Genomic DNA, 19561 nt, shown 5'->3' on the forward strand with positions numbered 1-19561 from the left:
CTACAGAGCGAACGGGTGCTCGCAACCGCTGCTCGCGAGGAATGAAGCGCTCTGAACGGGTGTTTAGAACCGCTCACGTCGGCCCGAACCGTTCAGTCCCGTACCGTGGCGCCTTCGCGGCGGGTCGGAAGGGAACCGTAGAATCCCGGCTATCGTCAGCTCTTCCGGTGCTCGCGCGTAGGAGCGCCAGGAAGACAGTGCCCCCTCTGGAGGACGCAATGGCCGCCGTCATCAAGGATGTCGTGGTTCTGCTGCCGGGTCTGCTGGGGAGCGTGCTCGAGCGCGACGGCAAGGAGCTCTGGGGCCTGTCCGGCAGCGCCATCTTCCGGGCCATCTTCAGTGGCGCGAGCAGCGTGAAGTCCCTCACCCTGAAGTCGGACAGCGGAGGCGAGCTCGCCGACGACGGCGTGGTGGCCAAGGCCGTGCTGCCCGACACGCACCTCATCCCCGGGCTGTGGAAGGTGGACGGCTACACCCGGGTGGCCGAGACGCTGGTGAGCCGGCTCGGGCTCATCCCCGGCGCCAACTTCTTCGAGTTCCCCTACGACTGGCGGCGCGACATCCGCATCACCGCGAAGCGCTTCGCCAACGAGTCCGCGCGCTGGCTGCATGCGTGGCGCAACAGCAATGGCGGCTCGCCGGACGCGCGCCTCATCCTCGTGGGCCACTCCATGGGCGGCGTCGTGTCGCGCTACTTCCTCGAGTGCCTCGGCGGGTGGAAGGACACGCGCGCGCTCATCACCTTCGGCACGCCCCACCGCGGCTCGTTCATGGCGCTGCAGGCGCTCGCGCTGGGCTTCCGCAAGGACCTGGGGCCGGTGAACCTCGTGGACCTGACGGAGATGGTGCGCTCGCTGCCCGCGGCCTACCAGCTCGTGCCCATGTACCCGTGCGTGCAGCTGCCGGACGGGCGCGTCGTGCGCCCGGGCGAGGCCCCGGCGCTCGGTGGCATGGACCCCGCGAAGGCCGCGCAGGGGCTCGCGTTCATGCGGGAAATCCAGAGCGCGGTGGAGGCCAACGCGAAGAATTCCGAGTACCTCGAGCGCGGCTACAACCTCTACCCCGTGGTGGGCACCTTCCAGCCCACGCTGCAGGGCGTGCGCGTCAACGCGTCCGGCGCGCTGGAGATGCTCCACTCGGAGCCGGATGGCATGGACCACGGCGGTGACGGCACCGTGCCGCGCGTCTCCGCCATGCCGTTCGAGGAGCGCCACTACGTGCGCACCATGTACAGCCCCACGTCCCACGCCTCGCTGCAGAATGCCTTCGAGGTGCTGGCCCACGTGGAGGGCGTGCTCACCGGGCAGCACCTCAACCTCGACAAGTACCGGGACACCCTCTACGGGGCGTCGCCGCGCAGCCTCTCGTTGCACCTCGAGGACGCATTCGCGCACGACGAGCCGGTGACGGTGCGCGTGCGTCCCTCGGCCGAGCCCGTCACGCTCCAGGCCTACGTCACGAACACGAAGACGGGCCAGTCCTTCGCGACGGACCTGAAGCGCGACGCGGACGGCTTCCACGTGGGCACGCTGCGTCCGCTGCCCGCGGGCCTGTACCGCGTGAGCGTCAAGGGGGGCCCCGAGGTCATCCCCGTGACGGACGTCTTCGCCGTCTTCCACCGCGCGGGCGAGCTGCCCGAGGACGAGGACGATGGGGTGGAGCAGCTCGTGAGCTTCTCCGGGCCGCCGGGCGGCAGCGAGCTGCGCTCGGCGGAGGGCACGCCGGCGAAGTCGCCGCTGTTGGCCAACGAGGCTCCGGTTGCCGTCCAGGACGAGGGGCAGATCATTACGCGCCACCCCTCGGTGGAGCCGGTGGTGCCCGCGCGCGCGGGGCAGGCGCTTCCGCTCACCGTGGACCTGGCGCTCGCCGAGGTGGGCGCGGCGACGGAGTCCGCGGGCGTCACGCTCTCGGGCCTGCCGACGGACTGGAAGGAGCTGCCCATCAAGGTGCGCCTGCTTTGCTCGGAGATGACGTTCCGCACGGGGGCGGACACGGGCGTGGTGCTGGTGCGGCGCAACGAGGACTCCATCGCCGCCACCCTCACCGGCACCATCAACCCGGGCGCCTCGGGCGAGCTCACCGTGGTGGCCACCTTCGAGTACGGCGGGCGCTTCTGCGGCGCGGCCCGCCGGCGGATTCCCATCGAGTCCTCGGGCGCGGGGAGCCCGGGTCCGTCCTCCAACTCCCGTTCTCCGGCCGGGTCGCCCACGTCCGGGATGATGGGGGCCGCCGTCGTGGAGCTGGAGGAGAGCAAGGGGACGTTCGCGCTCGAGGCCGGTGCCCAGAAGCCCCACCTCACGGTGCAGATCCACCGGTTGGACAAGAGCAACCCGCGGCGCCTGTACTGGATGCTGCACGTGGCGGTGCCGTGCGAGGGATTGCCCTCGCGGCTTTCCGGGGACCTGGACCTGGGCTCGGATCCGTCCGCGTTCTTCCAGAGCGTGGCGGCCACGGCGCGCGAGCTGCGCTCGGGCGAGCACTACAACTGGTTCCTCGGGCTGGGGAAGCTGCTCTACCAGCGCACGCCCAACGCGTTCCGCGAGACGTTTCGCGCCCTGCGCAAGCAGTACGGGCCGGGCTTCCCCATCCAGTTCATCACGGATGATCCGCACGTGCCCTGGGAGCTGATGGCGCCCTCGGATGTGCCGGACGCGGACCTGCTGTGCATGGAGCACCCGGTGGCGCGCTGGCTGTTGGACTACCAGACGTCGCTCACGACGCGGCTGACGCAGGGGGACCTGCTCACCATCGCTCCGGACTACCAGTTCCATCCGCACCTGGCGCCGCTGCCGCAGGCGCAGGAGGAGTCGCGGCAGCTCGCGAAGCGGTTTCGCGCGGTGCGCGTGGCCGGCCGGCGGCAGTCCGTGCTGAGCCTGCTGAGCGGGGGTTATGGCAAGCCGGTGGGGCTGCTGCACTTCGCGGGGCACGGCAAGTACAGCCCGAACAACGAGGTGTCGCCCTCATGCGTGTACCTGGAGGACGGCGAGCTGCGGACGCTCGAGGTGCGCAACTCGATGACGATGCTGGGGCAGAAGTCGCGGCCGCTCGTCATCTTCAACGCCTGCGAGGTGGGCACGGCCACGGACATGCTGGGAGGCATCGGCGGCTGGGCCGAGACCTTCGTGAGCGAGCGGTTCGCGGGCTTCATCGCGCCGCTGTGGCCGGTGCAGGACTCGCACGCGCGCAACGCGGTGGAGCAGCTGGTGGCGGACATGCGGGAGAAGCGGCTCACCGTGGGCGAGGCGCTCCGGCGGCTGCGGCAGAGCGAGGCGAAGACGTCTCCCACGTACCTGTCCTACGTGTTCGTGGGGGATGTGATGGCGAGCTTCGCCCAGGCGGCCTCCGCGGCCCAGACCGCCGCGGCGTGAGGCTCAGCGCGGCGTCTCGCGGTGTCGCTCCTATGGCGTCCCTCCATCGGGCGACGGACTGCCTCCGTCAGCGAAGACGGGGAAGCTGACCCGAGCTGCTGGCGGGATGGTCACGTCTATCGCAGTGGCCCCGCCGTCCAGGCTGGCTGGCTCTGAGCCTGCATCCTCGGCGCCGCCATCCTCTGGTGTATCGAGCTCCGGCTCTTCATCAAGGAGTCGGCGGAGGATGCGGCCATCGACGCTGATCGCGTATCTCGCTCCTGAGTCAAGGGAGGAGTACGCGCGACCGCAGTAGCTGGGATCCTGCAAGATCGCCACGTAGATGACCGCATCGTGCCGGGCAGCGTAATACCTGTGCGCCTCTGGCGTGTCGATGCATGCGCGCAGAGGACCCCATGCAGGGAAGAAATCGTTGGCGGCGATTTGGAGCGCCCGAAGCGTAGGACCATCGATGGGCCCACCCGCCATGATGGCGTGATAGTCAGGCATCAGAATGCGCGAATCCTGATGCTGGAGCCAGTCTCCATGATGGCGGCACCCCATGGAGATGGCGATGAGCAGAATCGCGAAGCTCTTTGTCTTCATGGCCGCTCCTCGGCGGGCAGGATCTTCGGGGTCCCATCATCCAACCAGACAACACGCGCGACCACTTTCCGCATCACGCGTCCATTGTCGAGCGTGTACCGGAGCATTTCGTCACTCCGCGCTGGGGCATAATGATAGAAGCCTGTGCATTCCGGCTTATCATCTCTCATTCTGCCGAAGAACGCGGCGACGCTGATGGAGATTCGTTGCCCTTGAAACTGCGTCGTGGGCCCGTGGATACGTGCCATTTCAGCAATGGCTTGGAGGTCTGGTGGTGAAATACTCTCACCTCCGGGGTGGTTGTGGAGCATCACGAGGTGGACGACAGCGGCTTCTGGTTTACGCCTGTCAATCACTTGTGACGGAAGATCACACCGTCGCCTTGATGGGTCATCCTGGACGGGGCTCGTCGTCAGCAGGCTCATTTCCACCTGCTCACCATCGACGGAATACAGCCATGCGCAGTATTCGCTCGCCGTCCTCCAGTACACGCCGAAGTTTTGATGATTCCTCGGAACTGGAATCACCGCACGTGGCTGGCGGATGATGACCGGGCAGGCGGCGAGGAGGGCATCCGAGACACTGGGATATGCGCCGAAATCCGGCATGGGACCGGAGATGCTCGTCAGCGTTTCTCCAGGGTTGGGCATCACGACATACGGGTTTGGACCCGGTGCCGCACAAGCGGCCGCGAGGAGTATGCAAGGCCCGAACAGGAATGAACGGATGGCTGCGGGAAATGCAATCTCTCCCCTCATGGTTCGCCTCGTGTCTCGAGCGCCAGGGTGACCAGCGTCTCGGTGATGTCGCTCGGGTAGTAGTTGGAGAAGCCGGGCAGGCCCGTGAGGGCCCCCTCGGCGTGGTCCATGTCGTCCAGGCGCACCACCCGCGAGCCCGGGACCTCCGCGTCCACCGCGTTCACCAACCCGTCGCATGCCCAGCCGTAACGCTCGTGCACGTAGTTGCACAGCAGCCGCAACAGCGAGCGCCGTGAGAGCCTCGACGTCGCCAGCGCCACCGTGGGCACGTCCAGGGGGTAGGGGTGCTGGCGCACGAACTCCATCCGCCGCGCGTACGACAAATCCTCCACCGAGCCCGCGTCCCCCTGGAAGAGCGAGGGGAAGGTCACGTCCAGCAGCCTGCGCAGCGAGGGCGTCGTCACCAAATCGTTCGCGATGACCGAGCCCCCATACGGCGGCTGCAGCGCCACCACCGCGCGCACGTGCCGGCGCAGCTCCGGGTAGAGCGCCAGCGTGCTCATGGCCTCGACTCCGCCCTTGCTGTGCCCCACCATCACCACCGTGCGGCCGAAGTGCACCGCGTCCAGCAGCGCCTCGCGCACCACCTCCACGTTGGCCGCGAGCCGCCCCTCGGTGTCCACCGCCACCTCGCGCGTCTCCAGGCCCCGCTGCTCCAGGCGCCGCTGGTTGTCCTCCAGGTAGCCGGGCACCTCGTCCCCCAGCATCCCCTTCATGAACAGGTACTGGTGCCGCTTCGCCTCGTCCGGCAGCACCGGCTCGCCCTCGCGCACGCGCTGGTGCACCTCGCGGAAGCGCGCGGTGATGTCCGTGGGCGGCGCCGTCTCCGACTTGAACCAGCCGGCCAGGCCCGCGCTGCCGGGGCCGGACTCACTCCGGGCCTCGGGCAGTCCGCGCAGCGAGCGCAGCATCCGCGCCACCGCGCCCGTGCCGGGCATCTGGAGCGTGTTGGGAGCGGAGCGCTCCCCCTCGGGCGGGGGAGTGGGGGCGGGCGGGACGATTTCCTTCTGGGACATGCGGACCCCGAGCCTATCAGGGACGGGCCCCTGTGTTCTCCAGGCCACTCCGGGGCGTCCGTGGTAGAAGGTGGGTGTTCAAAGCGGAGGAAGGACGCTGACGACGGGACAGGAATGGCTGGTGGATGTGAGCGGGTGCCCCCCCGAGCGCCTGAAGGACACGGGTGTGCTCGCGGCCCTGTTCGAGGAGCTCATCGTGCTGCTGGGCCTGAAGGTGGTGGGCCAGCCGCAGTGGCACGTCTTCCCGGAGCCGGGCGGCATCACCGGCCTCACGCTGCTGGCCGAGAGCCACCTGGCCGTCCACACCTTCCCCGAGCACGGTTTCGCCGCGCTCAACGTCTACTGCTGCCGTCCCCGCCAGCGCCCGGACTTCGAGGCGCTGCTGACCCGGCACCTGGGCGCCGCCGCGTGCAGCGTCCGTGAGCTGGCGAGGGGGGTAGGGGCGTGACGCAGGGCAACTGCCCCTCGTGTGGGGCTCCCATCGAGTTCACCGCGGGCACGGCGCTGGTGGTGGTGTGCGGCCACTGCCAGACGGTGGTGGCGAAGAAGGGCGTCAACCTCGAGGCGCACGGGAAGATTGGCGCCATCGTCGACACCGACTCGCCCCTTCAGCTCAACGTGGAGGGGCGCATCGGCCGCGATGGCTACCGGCTGGTGGGCCACCTGCAGAAGGACCACGGCGCGGGGCCCTGGGACGAGTGGTACGTGGAGTTCGACGACGGGCGCACCGGCTGGCTCTCCGAGTCCGAGGGCGCCTTCCACCTGATGCTCGACGCGGACACCGAGCCGGGCCTCTCGTACGACGACTTCGCGCCGGGCCATCGCTTCAGCCTGCGCGGGCACCGGCTCGCGGTGGAGGAGCGCGGGCATGCCCGGGTGGTGGCGGCCGAGGGCCAGCTCCCCAACGACGTGGACCCGAGCGCGGACAGCTACTACGTGGACGCCACGGGCCCGCGCGGTGTCTTCATCTCGCTGGACTTCGGCACCGGGACGAGCGACCCCGAGGTGTACGTCGGCAAGAAGCTGAAGCTGGAGGAGCTCGGCATTCCGCTGGACCAGCTCCGGCCGAAGGTGAAGAAGGTGGCGCTGCAGCAGGCGCGCTGCCCCCACTGCAATGGCAACCTGGAGCTGCGCGCCCCGGACCGGACGAAGCGCGTGGCCTGCCCCTACTGCGGCTCGCTGCTCGACGCGAGCCAGGGCAAGCTGGCCTTCCTCCAGCTGCTGGAGAAGCCGGACCACGCGCCGCTCATCCCGCTGGGCGCCAAGGGCAAGCTCAAGGGCGCCGAGTGGGTGTGCATCGGCTTCCTGGTGCGCTCGTGCACGGTGGAGGGCGTGCGCTACCCGTGGGAGGAGTACCTGCTCTTCAACCGGGCGCGCGGCTTCACCTGGTTGATGAACTCCAACGGGCACTGGGTGTTCCTCGCGCCCCTGGACGCGGGCGACGTGGCGGTGTCCCAGGGCACGGCCGCGCACCTGGAGGGCCAGCGCTACCGGGCCTTCCAACAGGTGACGGCCGTCACCGAGACGGTGCTCGGCGAGTTCTACTGGGAGGTACAGGCCGGCGAGTACGCGCAGGCCGAGGAGTACGTGGCGCCGCCGTACTCGGTGAACGTGGACCGCACCGAGAACGAGGTGACGTACACGCTCGGCGAGTACCTCGCGCCCGAGGTGGTGCGCGAGGCCTTCCAGTTGAAGGAGCCGCTGCCCACCCCGCACGGCATCGCGCCCAGCCAGCCCAACCCGCACCGGAGCGCGGACCTCTGGAAGTGGACGGGGATATGGGGCGTGGCGCTGCTCGCCGTCTTCCTCGTGGTGAGCGCGAGGGCCGCCAAGGAGACGGTGCTGGTGCAGGAGGTGCTGCTGCCGCAGGACGCGCAGTCCGGCACCCCCACGGCCATGCACTTCAGCGAGCCCTTCGACATCCACAAGAAGGGCAACGTGCGCGCCGAGGTGCTGTCCCCGGTGAGCAACACCTGGCTCGGCGTGCAGGGCGACCTGGTGAACGATGCCACGGGCGAGGTGACCAGTTTCTACGAGGAGGTGAGCTACTACTCGGGGAGCGACTCGGACGGCGCGTGGAGCGAGGGCGAGCAGACGGAGGAGGAGTACCTGTCCACGGTGGAGCCGGGCCGCTACGTGCTGCGCAGCACGGCGTTCTTCGAGGGCACGCCCACGGGCAAGTCCTACCGGATGACGCTCATGAGCGACACCCCTCGCGGTAGCTGGTTCTGCTGCTCGCTGGTGCTGCTGCTGCTCGCACCGGCGCTGTCGTTCTTCCGCTCCTCCAGCTTCGAGTCCACGCGCTGGGCGGAGAGCAACCTGGGCTCGTCGTCGGATGATTGAGGGAGGCAGGCCATGAAGTTCCTCGGTGGAGTCATCGTCGTCCTCTACGCCGTGGTGGCGTTCTCGGGCTGGGAGCCCTTCACCCGCTCGGAGCGGGGCCAGGCGGGGGCTCGTGGCAGCGGCGTGCGCTACTGGACCGGCGGTTTCATGGGAGGGAAGTGATGCTGATGGGTGTGCTGGCAGTCGTGGTGAATCTGAACAACCTGGTGGCCAGTCTCGTGTACTCGCTGGTCGGCCTGGCCGTCTTCGTGGCGGGCCTGTTCGTCTTCCGCCTCATCATGCCCTTCGACGTGCACAAGGAGATCGAGGTGGACCAGAACACCTCCCTGGGCATCGTCATGGGCTCGTTCATCATCGGCCTGGCCATCATCGTGGCCGCGGCCATCTCGGGCTGACGCCCACCACAGGCAGTACCCGCTTTGAACAAGACGCTCCTCTTCGTCACCGTCCTCGTCATCGCCACGTGCGGGCTCATCTATGAGCTCATCGTCGGCGCGCTCGCCAGCTACCTGCTCGGCGACTCCATCACCCAGTTCTCCACGGTGATTGGCTGCTACCTCTTCGCCATGGGGATTGGCAGTTGGCTGTCGCGCTTCATCGAGCGCGGCGTGGCCCAGCGCTTCGTGGAGATAGAGCTGGGCGTGGCGCTGGTGGGCGGGACGTGCGCGCCGGTGCTCTTCCTCACCTTCGCCCTCACGGACATGTTCCGCGTGGCGCTGTACGGGAGCGTGCTGGTCATCGGCACGCTGGTGGGGCTGGAGATTCCCCTCCTGCTGCGCCTCCTCAAGGACCAGCTCAAATTCAAGGACCTGGTCAGCCAGGTGCTGACGTTCGACTACCTGGGCGCGCTCGCCGCGAGCATCACCTTCCCGCTGCTCTTCGTGCCGAAGCTCGGGCTGGTGCGCACCTCGCTCCTCTTCGGGTTGCTCAACGCGCTGGTGGGCCTGTGGAGCACGTGGCTGCTCGCTCCCGTGCTCGCCCACCCCGTGCGCCTGCGCGTGAAGGCCGTGGGGCTCAGCCTGCTGCTGGTGGTGGCCTTCGTGTTCGGCGACCGGCTCAACAACTACTCCGAGGAGCACCTGTTCGCCGACGAGGTGGTGCACGCCACGAGCTCGCCCTACCAGCGCATCGTCCTCACGCGCGGCAAGCGGGGCTTCTCGCTCTTCCTCAACGGCAACCTCCAATTCGCCAGCGTGGACGAGTACCGCTACCACGAGGCCCTGGTGCACCCGGCCATGGTGCGCGCGGGGAAGGCCGAGCGGGTGCTGGTGCTCGGTGGCGGGGACGGGCTCGCGGCGCGCGAAATCCTCCGCTACCCCGAGGTGAAGACCGTCACCCTGGTGGATTTGGACCCCGCGATGACGGGGCTCGCCACGCGCTACGCCGAGCTGGCCGAGCTCAACGCGCACTCGATGGCGGACCCGCGCATGCACGTGCTCAACACGGACGCGATGGAGTTCCTCCGCGAGGGCCAGGACACCTGGGATGTCATCGTGGTGGACTTCCCGGACCCGAACAACTTCGCGCTCGGCAAGCTGTACACCACGGGCTTCTACCGGCTGCTGAAGAAGCGGCTGGCGCCCGACGGGGTGGCCGTCATCCAGAGCACCTCGCCGCTGTATGCCCGGCGCTCCTTCTGGTGCGTGGACACCACGCTGAAGGCCGCGGGCTTCTGGACGCAGCCGTACCACACGCTGGTGCCGTCCTTCGGCGAGTGGGGCTACGTGCTGGTGGCCCACGAGGGCACGCTGCAGCGCCGTCCGCTGCCCCCGGGGCTGCGCTTCCTCTCGGACGACACGCACGCCACGCTCTTCCAGTTCCCCATGGACATGGGCCCCACGCCCGCCGAGGTGAACCGGCTCAACAACCAGGTGCTCGTCCACTACTACGAGGAGGAGTGGCGGCGGTGGAACTGACGCGGCGGGAGCTCGTCGCCGCGTTCCTCGGCTCGGCGGTGGCGGCCAGTGCGTGCCGGAGGACGCGCCCGCGCGAGCCGGTGCCCGGCGCCATCGTGGACCGGGCGGTGGACGTGGGGCACAAGCTGCGAGGCGGCCCGCTGCCGCGCGCGGCGGAAGCCCAGGCGGTGGACGTGCTGGTGGTGGGCGCGGGCGTGGCGGGCCTGAGCGCGGCGTGGCGGTTGGCGGCCGCGGGCGTGAAGGACGTGCGGGTGCTGGAGCTGGACGCCGAGGTGGGGGGCACGGCGCGCTCGGGGCGCAACGAGGTGTCCGCGTACCCGTGGGGCGCGCACTACCTGCCGGCACCGCTGGTGGACGCCGGGCCGGTGATGCGGCTGCTGCGTGAGATGGGCGCGGTGACGGGCGTGGACGCGCAGGGCTACCCCACCTTCGAGGAGGAGCTGCTCATCCGCGAGCCCGAGGAGCGCCTCTACTACAAGGGCGAGTGGTACGAGGGCCTGTACCTGCGCGCGGGCGCGAGCGCGGCGGACCTGGCGGAGCTGGAGCGCTTCGACGCGAGGATGAACGCCTTCGGGGCGGCGCGGGACGCCAAGGGGCGCAAGGCCTTCGCGGTGCCCACGGCGCTCTCGAGCGACGACGCGGAGTGGACGGCGCTCGACAAGGTGAGCATGGCGCGGTGGATGGAGGCGGAGGGCTTCCGCTCGCCCCGGCTGCGCTGGCTGGTGGACTACGCGTGCCGCGACGATTACGGCACCACGGCCGAGGGCGTCTCGGCGTGGGCGGGCATCTGGTACTTCGCCGCGCGGCAGGACGGGAAGGGCGAGCGCAGCGAGGGCTTCCTGAGCTGGCCCGAGGGCAACGGGCGGCTGGTGAGGCAACTGCTGTCCTCGCTGCCCGCGGGGCAGGTGGAGCGGGACGTGCTGGTGCACACGGTGGAGCCCACGGAAGGCGGCTGCCGGGTGGACGCGGTGGAGGCGGGGACGGGGAGGCCTCGGGCGTACCGGGCGAGGCAGGTGGTGCTGGCGTGCCCGCGCTTCGTGGCGGGACACGTGGTGGCGCCGTGGCGGCAGCAGCGCCCCGAGTGGCTGGGTGCCTTCCAGTACGGGCCGTGGGTGGTGGCGAACCTGACGCTCTCGGAGGCGCCGCTCTCGCGTGGCTTCCCACTGGCCTGGGACAACGTCTTCTACGAGAGCCGCAGCCTGGGCTACGTGGTGGCCACGCACCAGGGGCTGCGCATGGACGAGCGCGGGCCCACGGTGCTCACCTGGTACCTGCCCATGGCCGGGCTGGACGTGAAGGCCGAGCGCCAGAAGGTGCTCTCCGCTGGCTACGCCGAGTGGGAGGGGCTGGTGATGGCGGACATGCTCTCGGCGCACGCGGACATTGCCGAGACGGTGCGGCGCCTGGAGGTGATGCGCTGGGGGCACGCGATGGTGCGCCCCTCTCCGGGCTTCATGTGGGGCCCGGCGCGCTTCGCCGCGCAGGAGAGCCTGGGCGAGTCGCTGCACTTCGCGCACTCGGACCTGGGCGGCATGGCCCTCTTCGAGGAGGCCAACTGGTTCGGCGTGAGGGCGGCGGAGCGGGTACTCAAGGGGCTCGGCCGCGCGGACCCGAGCTGGCTTTGACCCTGGCCTTCATGGCCCGAGGGCGGGGGCTACGTGTTCCCGGGCACGTCGTAGCCGGGCGTCAGGTCCACCACGTGCTGGGTGAGCACCTGGTAGATGGCGACGTCACCCACCCAGAGGACGAACGCCGGCAGGCCCACGTAGACCAGCGCCGCGCCGGGCCACACCTGCATCGGGTACCCGATGACGTGCACCGAGAGGTAGCCCGCGGACCACTCGCCCCCCCAGCACACCGCGCCCGCGATGAGCCAGCGCAGCCAGGGCTTCACCCCCTTCGGGTGGAACCAGAAGTAGTGCAGCGTCCACATGATGCTCACCGAGCCTGCCCACAGCCCCATGCTCGCGAACGAGAACCAGTTGTAGGGCGATCCGGGGAACACCCAGCCGTACGACCCTGTCACCGCCTTCCAGCCGAGGTTCTGCAGCAGCTCCATGAACCAGAAGAGCGGCGTGATGTAGAGAACCTGGGTGGCGAGCACCCGCGCATAGAGGCCGAACGACCGCTGCTGGGTATCCGGCGTCAGGGCCATCGTGCTGCTCATCGGTGTTCCTCGGGAGGCTGGTGCGAAGGGGCCCATCTTGACGACAGGTCCCGGGGTTTTCCACTGCATGCGTGGCCGGGCCGCCCCTTACTCGGAGCGGTAGCCCAGCGCGGAGATGTCCACCATGTCTCCCGGCGTCACCATCAGCCCGAGCTCGTGGTAGGGCATCATCAGCGGTTCCCCCGTGAGGGTGATGGAGGGGGCTTACCTCTCATGGGCCGTGACGGCGCTGTGACTGCGAGCGCCGCCGCCGTGACAGCCGCCCGCTCATGGCCGTGTCTCTCCGTGGTTCGTGGCCGATGCGCCGCTCACACAGGCCTGACGGGGTAGGGCGATGATGAACTCCGTGTATTGCCCCTCCACCGACTCCACCTCCAGCGTGCCCCCATGGCCCTGTACAATGATGTCGTGGCTGATGGACAACCCGAGACCCGTGCCCTGCCCGGGAGGCTTGGTGGTGAAGAAGGGGGTGAAAATCTTCTTTTGGATGGCCACGGGTATGCCAATGCCGTTGTCCCAGACTCGGAGCTCCACCCCGTTTCCCATCTCCCGTGTGGAAACCTGCAGCTTCGCCCTGAATGCGCGCTCCCCCGTCTGGCTCCGGGCATCGAGTGCGTGGCCGGCATTGTTGAGCAGGTTGAGCAGCACCCGCCCCATTTCCTGGGGCATCACCTCCACCGGCTTCAATTTGGGATCGAGCTGCAGCTCCAGTGTCACGTTGAGTGAGGCGTTGCGCGCGCGAAGTTCCTGGGAGGCCAGATTGGTGAACTGGGTCACCAATGCATTGAGGTCCACCTCGCGTGGTTTGCCGCCCCCGGTTCGCGACAGCTCCAGCATTGAACGGACGATGCCATCTGCCCGCCGGCCGTGCTCATTGATCTTCAACGTGTTATCCCGCATATCCGAGGCAATCTGCTCGAGCAGCTGAGCGCTCCCGGGCGTCAGGTTCTGGCGCTGCTCCCGTACCAGCTCCACCAGTTCATCCGTCAAGTTGACGTTGAGCAGTGCGAAGTTGGTGACGAAATTGAGCGGGTTCTTGATCTCGTGCGCAATGCCCGAGGTGAGGACTCCCAACCAGGCGAGCTTCTCCCTCATCACGAGCTGGGCTTGGGCTTGCTTGAGTTGCTGGAGGGCCCGGGAGAGCTCCGTGTTGCTCGCATGCAACTCCTGGGTGCGCGCCTGGACCCGGTGCTCGAGCGTGTCATAGAGCTGCGCGTTCTCCAGGGAGATGGCCGCCTGGGCGGACAGCAGGTTGAGGAGCTCGATGCGCTCCTTCGAGAAGGCCCCCGTGACGAGGTTGTTCTCCAGGTAGAGCACACCCATGCCCTTCTGCTGCTTGCGGATGGGCATGCACAGGATGGATTTGGGCTGTTGCCGCTGGATGTATGAATCCGAGCTGAATTGCCCCTCACGAGCAGCATCGTTCAGCACCATCTGCTCACCCGTCCGCCACACGTAGCTGACGATGGAGGACGAGAGCGATGGGTGGTCCTCGAGGGAGGCCGATCGGAGGGCGAGCACATCCTCGTCGCCCACTCGCCCCTCGGCCTGGACTACGAGCCTGCCCGTACCATCCTCGAGGAGGAGGACTCCCTTCTGGGCTCCTGCATTCTCCATCAGGATCTTCATCAACTGCTTCAGCAGGTTCCCCAAGACGAGTTCGTGGGAGATCGCCTGGGAGGCCTTGAGTACACTGGACAGATCCAGGGTGCTCCCGAGACGCTCCCCTGTCATCGAGCTCGACGCCACCGGCGGGGCTGTCATGGGCGCCGCACTGGCCTGGGCAAGCACCTGCGGGTGCTGTTCCTCGAGGTGCCTGGCCTTGGCCGCGGCTCCCCAACGGAGGTACTCGAAATGCGCGCCGCGCAGGTAGCGGCTCGCTGCCTCGGCATCTCCCCGCTCCAGGAAATAATGGCCCGCACGCTCCTGCGCCAGTGCCTCCTCGATCACATACCCATGCTCGTGAGCCAGCGCGATGGCCTTGCCAAAGTGCTCCACCGCCTGCGCATGCCTGCCCAGCGCCCGGCTGCGCTCGGCCTCGAGCAGATGGTACTTGCTCAGCAGATTCATCGGAGAATGGCGGGCCCATTTCTTGAGTTTCTTCAGCTGTGCATTGATCTCCTTCCAGGACTCACGCCGACGCTCGGGCGGCGTCTCGGGCAGAAGGGCAAGCCGTGTCAGGGCATTGTAATAGTGATACCACGGTAGAAGGATCGTCCCCTTGAAGATATCCATGGAGGGGAGGCCCCACGTCGCGATCTCCAGCCCCTTCTCGTACTGCTGGAAGAGATAGCAGAGCATCAGCTTGACGAGGCAATAGTGTGCCTGGACGTCTTTCTCACTCTGGTGGGCCGCCAGGATTCGCTCCTCGTCATAGACCTCACCCCGAAGGACGTACGGCGTGGTGGAGCTCCCCGAGAGGTTCAGGGCCGCCTGGCGGTAGACGAAGAGCGCGGCCACCTGCCGGTCCCGGTTGACGCTCTGGATGTCGTTGAGCGTCTCGAGCCACTGGACGGTTCGAGGCTCCAGGTCCGACAGTTGATGACCAAGATAGAACGAGAAGACCAACTCCAGGCCGGAGAGATAGGCCGCGTACTCGAAATCCCCGGTCTCCAGTGCACTTCGCGTACCCTGCCGGCAGGGGTCCAACACCTCCCGCAGGTGCGACTTCCAGGGCAGGATGAACGTGTGGACGCTCATGATGACCCGAGCCAGCATCTCCCGGGCGCCGAAGCGCTCCTGGATTCGCAGCGCGAGTTGGGCGTACGCCACGCCAGAATCGATCTCCCCGGTCCCCGCGACCAGGATGATGCCGTATTGGGCGAAGGCGGCGGCCAGCTCGGGCGTGCTGCCATGCTTGAGGCCGAGGCGTATCTGGGCCAGGACGATGAGCACGAAGAGGTTGGGATCCGTCAGGAAGGCAATGGAATTCAGGTCCCTGAGCAGGCTCGCGGCCATCAGCATGGGCGGAGCCGTCATCTGCGGCATTCGTTCCAATACCTCCATGCTCTTGCCAGCGAGGGCGAACCGCGCCTCCAGAATTGCCTTGAGGACCTGGAGCTTGCTCGGTTTCTGGGGGATGGAGATGCCGGAAAGGCCGAGCGCCAGGAGCGTCACCTGGATGGCTTCCTGGTACTGGTTGCGTGCAATGAAAGAGCGAACCCTGACCTGATAGGCCTTGGCCTTGTCCAGCGCCCTGTTCGCATGGTCGATGGCGGTTTGCAACCATTGGTCTGCCTGCTCGAAAGCACCGCATAGATAGGCGGCCTCAGCTGCTTTGACATGGAGCGTCTGCATCAGCTCGTACTGCTCGTGCCAGGCCCTCTGGGGACTCGAGAGCTCCAATTCGCCCAACCCCAGCCGCAGGTAGTGGAGGGCAGAAGAATGGGCGGCGGAGGCCAGCGCGCGTCGGCCCGCATCGAGGTTCAGGACGGCCAGTTTCCGGTGCTCCGCGGGTTCCTGAATCAGTGCCCGGCTCAGGTTCAGGTGATGGACGATGTCGAAGGTGAAGCGCTCACGCTCCTCCGCGGGCACCCGATCGAGCAGGAGCAGCCCCACCTTCCGGTGGACCTGCCGCAGCTCGACGTCGGGAATGAGCAGGTAGCATGCCTGCTGTACCTGATCGTGTACGAACTTGAACTCGACCGAGAGTTCCTCTTCCAATCCCTGGAGATCTTGCCGCATGAGCCGGTAGGCATCGCCCTGCGGTAGCAGGAGTCCTTCCCGGACCGCCTCCCACAGGGCCTTCGCCGTCACCTGGTAGGGCCGCTCATGGATGATGGCCAGCACCATCAGCTCGAAGCGGTTGCCGATGCATGCGGCAAGCCGCAGGGCACGCTGCGCCTCGGGTGAGAGCCGCTGCACCTTTTCCCGCATGAGCTTGATGACATTGCCGGTGATGTCCCGCTCCTGGATGCGTGCGAGATCCCACTCCCACCGGCCTGACGTGGGCTCGAGCCAGATCAGCTCCCGGACATACAGCGCCTGGAGGAACTCGCTGACGAAGAACGGGTTTCCTTGGGTCTTCTCCTGCACCTTCTGCGCGAGCTGCCCCACTTCTGTTGCATCACACCGGAACGTGTCCGCCAGGAACTGCTCCAGGTCGAGCTGCGACAGTAACGACAGACGGACCTCACTGACCGGGACTCCGGCCTTGCGAATTCCGTCGACCATGAGTTTCAAGGTGTGCAGGGCGTGGGTCTCATCCTCCCGATAGGCGCCGACGACGAAGAGACCCGTCTGGTCGTCTGCCGTCAGCAGCATCTCCAGCAGTTTCAAGGACGCATGGTCCGCCCACTGCAGGTCGTCCAGGAAGAGGACCAGGGGGTGTGCTCGCTGGGCGAAGAGCTGGATGAAGTTGCGGAAGACCAGATTGAAGCGGTTCTGGGCCTCCTGGGGCGGGAGCTCGGGTACCGGCGGCTGGGGCCCCATCAAGAGCTCGACCTCGGGGATGACGGCGATGATGATCTGCCCGTTGGACCCCAGCGCGCCGTGCAGTTTGCGCTTCCACTCCAGGACTTCGTCCTTGTTCCCAGCCAGCAACTGGAGAACGAGCGTCCGGAACGCCTGGATGAGGGAGGAGTAGGGGACGTCCCGTTGGAACTGCTCGAACTTGCCGGCGATGAAGGAGCCCCGCTTGCTCGTAAGGGGTCTGTAGACCTCCCTGGCCAGCGCCGACTTTCCCGCTCCGGCCTCACCCGAGATCAGCACCAGTTCGGCACGTCCGCGGCTGGTTCGCTCCAACGCGTCCTGCAGTACTTGTATTTCCCGCTCACGGCCATAGAGCCGCTGCGGGAGCCGCAGCCCCGCCGAATGGTCCGAACGACCGAGCACGAAGGGCTCGATACGGCCGTTGGCCTTCACCTGGCGTAGGCACTCCTCCAGGTCGGCTTTGAGTCCGTGAGCCGATTGATAGCGCTCCTCGGCGTTCTTGGCCATCAGCCGGTCCACGATGCCGGAGAGTACCGGGGGGATTTCAGGCACGAGCTCGTGGAGGGGCTTGGGGAGCCGAGCGATATGCGAGTGCACCAACTCCAGCGGCTCCTCGGCGGAGAAGGGCCGCTGCCCCGAGAACAGTTCGTAGAGAGTTACCCCGAGCGAGTACAGGTCGGAGCGAGAGTCGACGTTCCGGTTCATCCGTCCGGTCTGCTCGGGCGATATGTAGAACAGTGTTCCCTCGAGAGTCGTTGGGTTGGATGGGGTCGGGCTCTCCTGCGTGAGCAGCGTCGCGATCCCGAAATCAATCAACTTGACCTGGCCGGTTGCCCGGTTCAACACGATGTTCGAGGGATTGATGTCCTTGTGGATGACCCGTCGCCGGTGAAGACGACCGAGACAGTCGGCCACCTGGACGGCCACCTGGAGCAGCTCGGGGATGCTGAAGGCCTGCCGGCGGACGGCATGCGCCAGCGACTCCGCCCCGAAGTCCTCCAAAACCATGAGCAGGCGATTCTGGTCCGTCTCCAGGCCATGTGAGACGGGCGCTCCCTCCCCTTCCAGGCTCCGCGTGAGCTCGTATTCAAACCTGAAACGGGCCATTTTCTGCAGGGCAGAGTGCTCCGGCCGGAGCATCTTGAGAATGACCGTGCCCACCCCGGTCTCCCGGCGTGCCCGGAACACCTGGGAGCTGGGGCCATCATGAAGCTGCTCGAGCACCAAATAGCCTGCGATCGTTTGCATCATCTCCACCTGTCCCTGACGGATGCCAGGGCTGACGGGTCGTGTGGCCCTCTTCCAGCGCAGCTCGTCGTTCAACGAGCCCTGGTCAGCAGCCAGCTGAAATCCGAGGGGGCCGTTTTGTACGTGTTCCGCTGTTTGTCCTTCGAGGCGGCCATGATGGCATGGCTATGACAATCGATGCAGCTCGTGTTCTGCTTGTAGGTCTCGAACATCGTGTTCGACAGGTAGCGAGGCGTCGGCACACCGTTGGAGTCGCTCAAGGTGGGCTGCAGGGCCCACTGGGTTCCCACCAACTCGTAATATTGCCACACCATCCCCTTGTCCTTGAAAGCCTGCCGGGCCTGGGCGTTCAGTTCAGCGGTGGACCTGGCGATCGGAAGGACCCGCGTCACCTGGGTCTTGCACGTCCTTCCCCCCGCAGGAGCGTCGCCGGGAGTCTCCTGGTCCTGCCCACAAGGGGGCTGGTTGGTTTGACAATCATTGCAATTGGGATCATTGAAGGAAGGCCGCAGGCGCTTGCCCTGCTTTCGATAACGCGCCACCTCGGCTGGATCCACGCTCACGTTGTCGACATGCTCGAAGGTGGACCATATCCACTGGGCCGAGGTCTGGGATTTGTGGGCAATGTGCATGCCGACCAGGCCCAAGAGCTTCCTCTCGCGGCGCCCGCCCGTCCAGGGGAGCTCGGTCGCCATCGTGAAGAAACGCTCCGGGATGTCTCCCTTGCTCTCGTCGATGACCTTCCAGGCCATCTTGATCTCGATGGCACCCTCGTCCTTGGGGTCCAGACTCTTCTCGTTCCCATTGATGTAATAGACTCCCGTTGGGAAGGAGAAGACGAAGCTGTTCTGTATCTCTATCTGGCCATCCAGGGTGTTTGCCTTGCCGTGCTCGATGAATTGGCTCGAGACATCGTTGACCCTGCTCTGGTAGTAGACCATGTGGCCGTTCTGGTCCCATAAGGGAGCCACCATGGCAGCCCCACAGCCATTCATCAGGTGGACCAGCGGCGCAGACTGGCTGGCGAGATCGAGCAGTGGTCCTTCGGCGCGCAGGAGAGCGAACGAGAGGTGCCGAAGGGGGCCGATGGCCGAGTCCTGCGGGTCAGGAGTTGTTGTCAGGAATTCTATCTCCTGCCCCGCGGGGTCCGGAAAGAGGTCCTGACTCGTACTCCATTTCAACCACCGGGGCGTCCACCGAGGCATGCCCACCATGGCAGGGGGGGGGAGATCCCGGGCCTCCAGGACGGGTTTCGGGTTGCCTTTTTCGTCCACCATCCAGTTGATGGCGATGAAGGACTTCCATGAGAAGGTGTCATACAGGCGCTGCGTCCTGTCCAGCACCTCGAGATCCTTGTCCTGCAATGAGGTCACACACACGTTCGCCGTGGCAGCCAGGCCCGCCTGCGTGCACTCGGCCCTCACCAGACAAGATGCCCAGGGCTCTCGAGGCGTTTCACACGCACGAGTGCACTCGACCTTCAGCGCCGCGCCGTCCTTGTACTTGCGATCGATGTCGTGAGGAACGAAGGAACAGAGTGTCTGCGGGAAGGCCGCGTCATCGCACGGCTGCTCGACCTGAGTGGCCTGGGCCAGGGCCTGGCCCGGCGAAGCAAGCGCTGCCTGAAACAGCGCGAGAGCGAGCACGGTCTTCGGGCCGAGGAGCACGGCCGGCATCCGCCTTGGATTCTTCATTTCCATTCGGGGAGTCCTGTTCTGGAGAGGCTGCT

At 66.9% G+C, this 19561-nt stretch carries 13 protein-coding genes; 7 read left to right on the forward strand and 6 right to left on the reverse strand.

Features of this window, described 5'->3' with window-relative positions:
* The first annotated feature begins 218 nt into the window (after nt 1-218).
* Nucleotides 219-3368: a lipase/acyltransferase domain-containing protein gene (locus ACJ8AN_RS22740; RefSeq protein WP_407757535.1), complete on the forward strand. Its 3150-nt coding sequence runs from the start codon at nt 219-221 to the stop codon at nt 3366-3368.
* A gap of 30 nt (nt 3369-3398) precedes the next feature.
* On the opposite strand, the gene ACJ8AN_RS22745 is transcribed toward ACJ8AN_RS22740, so the two are convergent.
* From ACJ8AN_RS22745 to ACJ8AN_RS22755, 3 genes are read right to left on the reverse strand one after another with little or no spacing between them, the layout of a single operon-like run.
* Nucleotides 3399-3953, reverse strand: coding sequence for a hypothetical protein (locus ACJ8AN_RS22745; protein ID WP_407757536.1), 555 nt, complete (start codon nt 3951-3953; stop codon nt 3399-3401).
* On the reverse strand, nt 3950-4711 hold the full coding sequence (locus ACJ8AN_RS22750) for a hypothetical protein (RefSeq protein WP_407757537.1): 762 nt from the start codon (nt 4709-4711) through the stop codon (nt 3950-3952). The genes ACJ8AN_RS22745 and ACJ8AN_RS22750 overlap by 4 nt, the downstream gene beginning before the upstream one ends.
* On the reverse strand, nt 4708-5727 hold the full coding sequence (locus ACJ8AN_RS22755) for a lipase (RefSeq protein WP_407757538.1): 1020 nt from the start codon (nt 5725-5727) through the stop codon (nt 4708-4710). The genes ACJ8AN_RS22750 and ACJ8AN_RS22755 overlap by 4 nt, the downstream gene beginning before the upstream one ends.
* Nucleotides 5728-5854: 127 nt before the next feature.
* Between ACJ8AN_RS22755 and speD the strand changes: the two genes are divergently transcribed.
* Genes speD through ACJ8AN_RS22785 form a run of 6 tightly spaced genes read left to right on the forward strand, consistent with a single transcriptional unit; the run spans nt 5855 to nt 11611 of the window.
* Complete coding sequence (speD, locus tag ACJ8AN_RS22760; RefSeq protein ID WP_407757539.1) at nt 5855-6175, forward strand: S-adenosylmethionine decarboxylase; 321 nt, start codon at nt 5855-5857, stop codon at nt 6173-6175.
* Nucleotides 6172-8070 carry a DUF4178 domain-containing protein gene (locus tag ACJ8AN_RS22765; RefSeq protein ID WP_407757540.1) on the forward strand — a complete coding sequence of 633 codons (1899 nt, stop codon included), beginning with the start codon at nt 6172-6174 and terminating at the stop codon, nt 8068-8070. Before speD ends, ACJ8AN_RS22765 begins: the two co-directional genes overlap by 4 nt.
* A gap of 12 nt (nt 8071-8082) precedes the next feature.
* Nucleotides 8083-8232 carry a hypothetical protein gene (locus ACJ8AN_RS22770; protein WP_407757541.1) on the forward strand — a complete coding sequence of 50 codons (150 nt, stop codon included), beginning with the start codon at nt 8083-8085 and terminating at the stop codon, nt 8230-8232.
* Between the two features lie 5 nt (nt 8233-8237).
* A complete protein-coding gene (locus tag ACJ8AN_RS22775; RefSeq protein ID WP_407757661.1) occupies nt 8238-8465 on the forward strand; it encodes a DUF350 domain-containing protein in 228 nt (75 codons plus the stop codon).
* Between the two features lie 24 nt (nt 8466-8489).
* On the forward strand, nt 8490-9986 hold the full coding sequence (locus ACJ8AN_RS22780) for a polyamine aminopropyltransferase (RefSeq protein WP_407757542.1): 1497 nt from the start codon (nt 8490-8492) through the stop codon (nt 9984-9986).
* Complete coding sequence (locus tag ACJ8AN_RS22785) at nt 9977-11611, forward strand: flavin monoamine oxidase family protein (protein ID WP_407757543.1); 1635 nt, start codon at nt 9977-9979, stop codon at nt 11609-11611. Before ACJ8AN_RS22780 ends, ACJ8AN_RS22785 begins: the two co-directional genes overlap by 10 nt.
* Nucleotides 11612-11640: 29 nt before the next feature.
* Here ACJ8AN_RS22785 and ACJ8AN_RS22790 read toward each other — a convergent pair whose 3' ends face one another.
* The 3 genes from ACJ8AN_RS22790 to ACJ8AN_RS22800 form a co-directional block, all read right to left on the reverse strand.
* Nucleotides 11641-12153 carry a hypothetical protein gene (locus ACJ8AN_RS22790; protein WP_407757544.1) on the reverse strand — a complete coding sequence of 171 codons (513 nt, stop codon included), beginning with the start codon at nt 12151-12153 and terminating at the stop codon, nt 11641-11643.
* A gap of 267 nt (nt 12154-12420) precedes the next feature.
* Nucleotides 12421-17907 (reverse strand): AAA family ATPase, encoded by a 5487-nt coding sequence (locus ACJ8AN_RS22795; RefSeq protein WP_407757545.1) that lies wholly within the window; start codon nt 17905-17907, stop codon nt 12421-12423.
* Nucleotides 17904-19532 carry a hypothetical protein gene (locus ACJ8AN_RS22800; protein ID WP_407757546.1) on the reverse strand — a complete coding sequence of 543 codons (1629 nt, stop codon included), beginning with the start codon at nt 19530-19532 and terminating at the stop codon, nt 17904-17906. The genes ACJ8AN_RS22795 and ACJ8AN_RS22800 overlap by 4 nt, the downstream gene beginning before the upstream one ends.
* Nucleotides 19533-19561: the final 29 nt, after the last annotated feature.

This window comes from Archangium sp., assembly GCF_045802675.1.
Lineage (GTDB): Bacteria > Myxococcota > Myxococcia > Myxococcales > Myxococcaceae > Archangium.